Here is a 7,907-nt window from a genome sequence, read left to right as displayed (position 1 = left end):
CGACTATATCGCCCAAACCCTTGTAGAACATGGCATCCATGATGTTTTCTTGCTGACTGGTGGTGGGGCGATGCACCTGAATGATGCTTTCGGGCGCTGTCCAGGACTATCCTACACCTGTTGCCACCACGAACAAGCTTGTGCTATGGCGGCCGAAAGCTACTATCGGTTAACCAATCGCCTGGCCGCCCTGAATGTAACCACAGGACCGGGGGGAACCAATGCCATTACCGGAGTCTATGGAGCGTGGACAGATTCCATCGGCATGATCGTTATTTCCGGACAGGTGAAATGGGAAACCGTGGTCAGAAGTACAGACTTACCCCTCAGACAATTGGGAGATCAGGAAATTGACATTGTTAAATTGGTGGAACCGATCACTAAATACGCGGTGATGGTGACAGAGCCCCAGTCAATTCGCTACCATCTCGAAAGAGCGTTACATCTGGCTCAATCTGGCCGTCCCGGTCCTTGCTGGTTGGATATCCCGATGAATGTTCAAGGAGCTAAGATTGATCCCACATCTCTACCGGGCTACGACCCTAAAGAAGATGCCATCAACTATACTACTACCAATCTAGCGGCCACCTGTGAACAAGTTATCAACCGACTGAAAACCGCCGAACGCCCGGTTATCTACGCTGGATCGGGAATTCGTTTAGGGAGGGCTTATGAAGACTTCCTGCGCTTAGTGAATACTTGGAAAATCCCCGTAGTTACAGCTTGGAACGCTCACGATCTGATCTGGAACGATCATCCTTACTATATTGGTAGGCCCGGCACGGTCGGCGATCGCCCTGGTAATTTTGCCGTCCAAAATGCTGATTTCTTATTAGTTTTAGGTTGCCGGCTCAACATCCGCCAGGTGAGCTATAACTGGGAAAATTTTGCCCGGGAAGCCTATAAGATTATCGTGGATATTGACGAATCAGAACTGAAAAAGCCAACGCTCAAGCCGGATCTACCTGTTCATGCTGATGTAGCCGACTTCTTGGCGCATTTACTGCAACATCAAGTTGAGCCAACACAACACCATCAACAGTGGCTAGACTGGTGTTTGCGTCGTAAGGAAAAATATCCCACTGTCTTACCCGAATATTGGCTAACACAAGGAGCAGTTAACCCTTATTGCTTTGCTCAAGCACTCTTTAAGGAACTCCCCCCGGGAGAAATAGTCGTGACCGGTGATGGAACTGCTTGTGTGACGACATTTCAAGCGGCATCAATCAAAGAGGGACAGCGCCTCTATACTAACTCTGGTTGTGCCTCCATGGGATACGATCTACCGGCGGCGATCGGGGCCTGTATTGCCAGTGGTAAGCGGCGAGTGATTTGTATTGCGGGAGATGGCAGCATTCAATTAAACCTACAAGAATTACAAACCCTGGTGGGATATCAACTGCCTATCAAGATTTTTGTCCTCAATAATCAAGGCTATCACTCGATTCGTCAAACTCAGCAGAATTTCTTTGCCGATAATATTGTCGGTTGTGGACCGGAAAGTGGCGTGACCTTTCCCAGTTTTGAAAAGTTAGCGGCGGCCTATGGGATTCCTTACCGACTTTGCCGAGAACATTCAACTATGCGGGAAGCTATTCAAGAAACCCTTGCCGGGGAAGGTTCTCAGATCTGCGAGGTGTTTCTTGACCTCAATCAACCCTTTGCTCCTAAGTTGTCTTCTCGTCGCTTGGATGATGGGCGCATGGTATCTTCTCCCTTAGAAGATTTATCCCCCTTCCTAGATCGGGATGAGTTTATGAGTAATATGATTGTTGCGCCCTTGACTGAATAGGTTATACTCCTTTCAAGTTCAAACTTAAAACTAGCTAACCAAGGAGCAGAAAAACTATGAACTCGATGGAAAAACGAATGGTGGAACTTTTATTGGAATTAAAGGAGAACTATAACGTTTGTGGAGTCAAGGCCGAATTTGAAGCGGAAGGCACCCGCATGGAAGAAGCAATGCGCCTCAAAGAGGTTAGTCTTACAGCCGGCTTGGGTTTAAACTTAAAAATTGGTGGCTGTGAGGCCATCAAGGATATGTTTGATGCTACTAGCTTAGGGGCTGAACGGGTAATTGCTCCCATGGTAGAAACGGCCTACGCCTTGAAAAAATACCTGAATGCGATCAATATTGGCTTTAGCAGTGATCAAAAACAAGATGTAGAATTTCTGATTAACTTAGAAACGATTACAGCTTTCAAAAACTTTGATGAAATGTTATCCTTGCCCGAAATCAAGTCTTTAAGTGGGGTGGTGATTGGGCGAGTTGACTTGTCTGGTTCTATGGGATTGACTCGTGAAGATATTAATAGCGATCAAGTCCTAGATATTGCCTTGAAAATTGCTGAAAAAGCGAAATCAGCGGGGTTAAAGGTGGTTGTAGGCGGTGGGGTTTCCGTTCATTCATTACCTTTCTTTAAAGCCTTTCCTGAAGGACATCTTGATCGCTTTGAAACCCGAAAGGTTGTCTTCCGTTGTCCGGAAGCCATCAATAACCCGGAGGAGGCTTTTTTGAAGGCGGTTGAGTTTGAGCTTATGTGGCTGAAGAATAAAAAGAATTACTATGGGGCAATTCATCGAGAAGATGATAGTCGCTTAGAAATGATGGAAGAACGCTACCGCAGTTCAATTAATAAATTACTCTATGGTAAATCTAACAAAGCATCATAAAGCCTTGATTACTGGAGGTTCTCGCGGACTTGGGTCCGCCATGGCCTCATTATTGGAAGACCAAGGCGTTGAAGTAATTGCCCCAACACGGGATGTCTTGGATCTTTCCCGCATGGAGTCCATTGCCGCTTATATCGCTTCCGAGCAGGGGACGGGGTTTGACATAATCATCAATAATGCTGGGATTAATCTTCTCAATGAACTTACCCATGTCAAAGATGAGGACTGGCAAATTATGCTTCAGGTGAATTTGACTGCCCCCATGGCCCTAATTAGAGGGTTCTCTCCCTATATGAAAGCCCAAAAGTGGGGAAGGATAGTCAATATAAGCTCTATCTTTAGTTTAGTCACCAGAGAAAACCGCTCTGCTTACTCGGCAACTAAAGCAGGGTTAAACGGTTTGACCCGGACTGCGGCAGTGGAATTGGCTCCCTATGGTATTCTCGTAAACGCGGTTTGTCCGGGATATGTGGAAACCGAGTTAACCTTTGTCAATAATTCCCCTGAACAGTTAGCGGCAATTACTGCTACCATTCCCTTACAACGTCTTGCCCAACCCCATGAAATTGCCAAGCTAGTTATTTTTTTGTGTTCGGAAGAAAATACCTATCTCACCGGACAAAATCTAGTGATTGATGGCGGCTTCACCTGTAAATAAACCCTGATTTTAAGGTCTTTGAGTTATGCTAGAAATCCAAAGTCAATTTCACCCCTACTGTGTTGAAGTCAAGGAAGGCTTAAAAGATGCTTTAACACAAGCTGTTAAAGACAAGACCGTTTTTACTTTAGTTGATAGTAACGTTTTTCACCTGTACTCACAGCCAATAGAAGAAGTTTTGTCTGATCGCCCTCTCCTAAAAATAGAGGCTACGGAGGAACAAAAATCTTTTGAACGACTCACACCAATTTTTTTAAACCTCTTGGAATTAGGTTTTAGGAAAGACTGTACCTTGCTAGTAATTGGAGGTGGAGTCATTCAAGATATTGGCTGTTTTATAGCTTCCGTTTTATTTAGGGGGATTAAATGGATATTAATTCCTACTACCTTATTAGCTCAATGTGATAGTTGTATTGGCAGTAAAAGCTCCATCAATATTCAAAACTTCAAAAACCAAATCGGGACATTTTATCCCCCCCATGAGATTATTCTCGTTTTTTCTGTATTGAAGACCTTACCCTCTGATGAAATTCGCTCTGGGTTGGGGGAAATTATCAAGCTAAATTTACTGGCTGGTGAATCTGAAGTTCAACAAATGAAAATTAATCTTCAAAAACTATCGGCAGATTTTTTAGAGATTCAAAATCTAATTTTAGATGCTCTAAATATCAAGAAACGTTACATTGAGCGGGATGAGTTTGACAAGGGAATTAGAAATATTTTAAATTATGGGCATACTTTTGGACACGCTTATGAATCGGCCACTAACTATAAAATTCCCCATGGAATTGCTGTAACTTTAGGGGTGCTTACGGCTACCTTCTTTTCCGAAAGACTAGGAATGGTAGAATCGGGATATTTTGAGAATTTGCAAGAGTTTTTGAAACCTTATTATGAGCCTTATAACCAAGAGTTAACCTCCAATATTTTAGAGCTTATTTTAGGAGCAATTAAACTGGACAAGAAAAATACTGGAAGATCAATTAACTGCATCCTAACACGAGGAGAAGGTAAAATGGAGAAGGTTTCGCTAGAGTTAGAGAATCAAGTGAGACCTCTACTCAAGGAATTTTTGACAGTTATCTGTTAAAATTTGGCAACAATAATCTAATCAATAATTAATAACTTGTGGGGGAATGAACTAAGAAAATGTATCTGATCAAAAAGCATAGATTGGTTAACCTGATTAAAAAATATAAATTTGTCCGTTTCTTGCTAGTTGGCGCACTAAATACCCTGTTTAGTTATTTTTTATATGGTAGTCTTATACTGATAGGACTGAATTATAAGTACGCTGTCCTGCTGGCCACTATTCTGGGAGTTTTATTTAACTTTCAAACCACGGGAAGACTGGTTTTTGGCAGCAAAAACAACAAATTGATGTTTCGTTTTGTCTTAGTTTATGTGGTGACTTTCTTGTTGAACGTTGAGGCCCTGAGAATTGTTGATGCTATTGATATTGGCATCGAGCAAAAAACTAAGATGTTAATCGCTGGTGCTATCTTAGTTTTTCCTTTGGCTGTCATCTCTTTTATTTTAATGAAATTATTTGTTTTTAGAGAAGGATCACAATGAAAAAAATTACGATTATGACTCCTTGTTATAATGAAGAAGGAAATATTGAAGACCTTTACCTGCGAGTTAAAGAAGTCTTTAATCAGTTACCTAACTATGAGTATGAACATCTTTTTATCGATAACGCTTCCCAAGATAAAACTGTAGATGAATTAAAAAAAATTGCTCAAAAAGACCCCAGGGTAAAAGTCATCGTTAATGCTAGAAATTTTGGTCCTGTTCGTTCTGGTTACTATGGGATTCTTCAGTGTTATGGAGATGCGGTTATTCCTATTGTGGCAGATCTGCAAGATCCTCCCGAATTAATCCTAGAATTTGTCAAGAAGTGGGAAGAAGGCTATAACGTTGTTAAAGCGGTTAAAACTCCGATGAAAGAAGGAGCTTTTTTCTATTTTGCCAGACAAATTTTTTATTATTTAATGGATAATCTTTCAGATATAAGAGTTACTAGAAATTTTACAGGTTTCGGGTTATACGATCAGAAAGTCATCAATGTTCTACGAGAGATTAACGATCCCTATCCCTATTTTAGGGGACTCATTGAAGAGTTGGGTTTTGAAAGTTTCTCTTTTGAGTATCAACAACAACGGCGAAAACGGGGTATTAGTAGTTACAACTTCTATCGATACTATAGCGAGGCGATGCTGGGTATTACCAGTCACTCCCAAGTTCCCCTCAGACTGGCCACCATGTTAGGCTTTGCTTTGTCCCTCTTGAGTCTGGTAGTGGCGTTAGGTTATTTAATCGCCAAATTGTTGTTCTGGGATTATTTTCCTTTAGGAACCGCACCAATCATGATCGGACTATTTTTACTCGCTTCGGTGCAATTATTTTTTATCGGTATTATCGGTGAATATATCGGATTAATGCACATGAGAATTTTAAAAAGGCCTTTAGTTGTCGAACGAGAACGGATTAACTTTTATTAATCTATAACTGTCGAACCAATGCCCTGATTCATCATGGAAAATTTTGACTTACGCTTATCTTTATTAAATACAATAGAAAACCAATCTGGATTACCTAATCTATATAGGATAAGTCTAACCATTGTATTATTCATATTTGTCGTTCTAGCACTTTCTCCTACAATCTTCAACGAGTCGAAGATTAGTAGATTTGTCTTGCGGGTTTTCTCGGAACCTGTTTTTTTAGCGTGGACGGGGTTAGCGATTCTCGCTGGTCGTTGGCCAGTTTTACTCGCTCCCTCTATTAATTCGGATGAAAATCAATTCATTGCCGCCGCGATGACACTGGTTAAGGAGCCGGCTTTCTGGCGTTCGGTTGATACTGGTACATCGGGTCCGCTGAATATTATACCCCTGACTATTCCTAGACTATTGAATATTCGCATCGATTACGCCAGCGCTCGACTTATCGGCTTATTTTTAGTGATTCTGTCCGTTATCTTTTTTTATTACTCGCTTAAATATTTATACGATAATCGAGTCGCCCGTATTGCGACTATCCCGGTTGTTTTATTTTTCTCCTTGGCAGTCCATAGTAACTTTGTTCACTATAGCAGCGAACATTTCCCGATCGCTATTTTAAGTACTGCTCTTTGGATTACCTGCTACGTTTACACCCGCAAGTTTAGCGATCGCATGGTTTTTATCTTTGGTGCAGTTATCGGAATGATGCCCTACGCAAAAATGCAAGGTCTTCCCGTTGCGCTGGCAATCACTTTAATTTTCGCTCACATACTTTGGACCAGAAAAGAAAGTCTCCGACAATTTCTCAAAAGTTTAGCTACGCTCGCATTGGGCTTATTGCTGTTTTCTGCCATCAATCTCTTTTTTTTAATTCTTTTTTCAACGTTTGGGGATTTCTGGAGAAGCTATATCCTCCAGAATTTTTTATTTTATGCCAATCTATCGAACCTAACCTTCGGGGAAAAGTTCAGCCAATTTATATCAATGGCTAGTAGTAAACGATTAAACTCAAGTTCACTATTTCAAATTACCTCGATTTTTCTCATCGCCGCAACGATTTTGTTTTTTAGGGAAAGTATGGTGCGGCGAAAGCTATTGTTTACAAATACTTTTATCTTCTTCTTCTACAGCCTATTTATCGTAGTAGTTTCTATTTATGTCGTAGTTCGCCCCGGTAATCTTTTCCCGCATTATCTTCTTTTTCTTGTCTTCCCCTGTGGTTTTTTGATCGGTGTGGTAATCGGAGAAATTTTTAAATTGTCGGAGAATAATGCTTTTTATAAACAGATAAAGTTTTTGATATTGCTATTGATGATTGCGGCCAGCCTCCTACAGAGCTATAACTTGATCAAAAGCGAACACCCCTATCTCTCTCAACGCCAAAAATATCTTCAGGATTATCAAACTCCCCTCGTGCGGACAATCTTGCAATACGCTTCACCAACTGATTCAATCGCGGTCTGGGGCAAGAGGAATGATCTATATATCGAGACTGGACTGTATCAGGGAGTCAGAGGCAGTGCGATGGAACGGGCGCTTTATAATAATCCCGATGAGGCTTATTATCTAAAACTCTTCGCCGACGATCTATTAAAGTCAAAATCAAAGGTTTTTGTCGATGCGATGGCTGGCGAGAAGAAGATTTATCGTCACGATGCCTATCCCGAAATCGCCAATGTGATTGAAAATAACTATCGTATGGTGAATGAAGTTGAGGGCATTCGGATTTATGTGAGAAAATAGAGTAGTGAAAAAATGGTGAATAATCAAATTGATTTACGGTGGTGGCTACTTAGTAACTTGGCAAGTGTTCAATCTTTGTCAATTATTTACAGAATATCGGTAATAGTCACTTTTATTATCTTCGTTTCTGGCTCTTCGTTACTTGGTATGATTCGATCAGGGGGCATAAATCGACTAAATCCTTATCTGGCAAGAGATTTAATTGATTAGTTCGCTCTAGATCGAAAACAATTAACAAAAATCGCCAAATGTCTTTCTCTATAAGAGTTTCATTCCTTATAACCCTGTAGGTTGCATAAGACAAAACGAAGAACCGGAAATCCCCT

Annotated in this window: 7 protein-coding genes; all 7 read left to right on the top strand. The window is 41.1% G+C overall.

Features of this window, described 5'->3' with window-relative positions:
• Nucleotides 1–1,792: thiamine pyrophosphate-binding protein (locus IM475_RS14285; RefSeq protein WP_287727991.1), on the top strand; the 1,792-nt coding region annotated here is incomplete at its 5' end.
• 56 nt (nucleotides 1,793–1,848) lie between these two features.
• Nucleotides 1,849–2,673 carry an aldolase/citrate lyase family protein gene (locus tag IM475_RS14280; protein ID WP_004163421.1) on the top strand — a complete coding sequence of 275 codons (825 nt, stop codon included), beginning with the start codon at nucleotides 1,849–1,851 and terminating at the stop codon, nucleotides 2,671–2,673.
• The gene (locus tag IM475_RS14275; protein WP_287660336.1) at nucleotides 2,648–3,331 is read left to right on the top strand and encodes an SDR family NAD(P)-dependent oxidoreductase; all 684 of its coding nucleotides are present in this window, start codon (nucleotides 2,648–2,650) and stop codon (nucleotides 3,329–3,331) included. The genes IM475_RS14280 and IM475_RS14275 overlap by 26 nt, the downstream gene beginning before the upstream one ends.
• 25 nt (nucleotides 3,332–3,356) lie before the next feature.
• The gene (locus tag IM475_RS14270) at nucleotides 3,357–4,421 is read left to right on the top strand and encodes an AroB-related putative sugar phosphate phospholyase (cyclizing) (protein ID WP_287727990.1); all 1,065 of its coding nucleotides are present in this window, start codon (nucleotides 3,357–3,359) and stop codon (nucleotides 4,419–4,421) included.
• A gap of 59 nt (nucleotides 4,422–4,480) precedes the next feature.
• Entirely contained in the window at nucleotides 4,481–4,906 is a 426-nt protein-coding gene (locus IM475_RS14265) for a GtrA family protein (RefSeq protein WP_287660338.1), read from the top strand.
• Nucleotides 4,903–5,835: a glycosyltransferase family 2 protein gene (locus IM475_RS14260; protein WP_287660339.1), complete on the top strand. Its 933-nt coding sequence runs from the start codon at nucleotides 4,903–4,905 to the stop codon at nucleotides 5,833–5,835. Before IM475_RS14265 ends, IM475_RS14260 begins: the two co-directional genes overlap by 4 nt.
• Before the next feature lie 33 nt (nucleotides 5,836–5,868).
• Nucleotides 5,869–7,581: a glycosyltransferase family protein gene (locus IM475_RS14255; RefSeq protein ID WP_287660340.1), complete on the top strand. Its 1,713-nt coding sequence runs from the start codon at nucleotides 5,869–5,871 to the stop codon at nucleotides 7,579–7,581.
• Nucleotides 7,582–7,907 lie beyond the last annotated feature (326 nt).

Source organism: Microcystis sp. M061S2 (genome assembly GCF_020245605.1).
Taxonomy (GTDB): Bacteria; Cyanobacteriota; Cyanobacteriia; order Cyanobacteriales; family Microcystaceae; genus Microcystis.
Note: the sequence above shows the minus strand (reverse complement) of the source record. Positions and strands in the feature narration are given on the sequence as shown.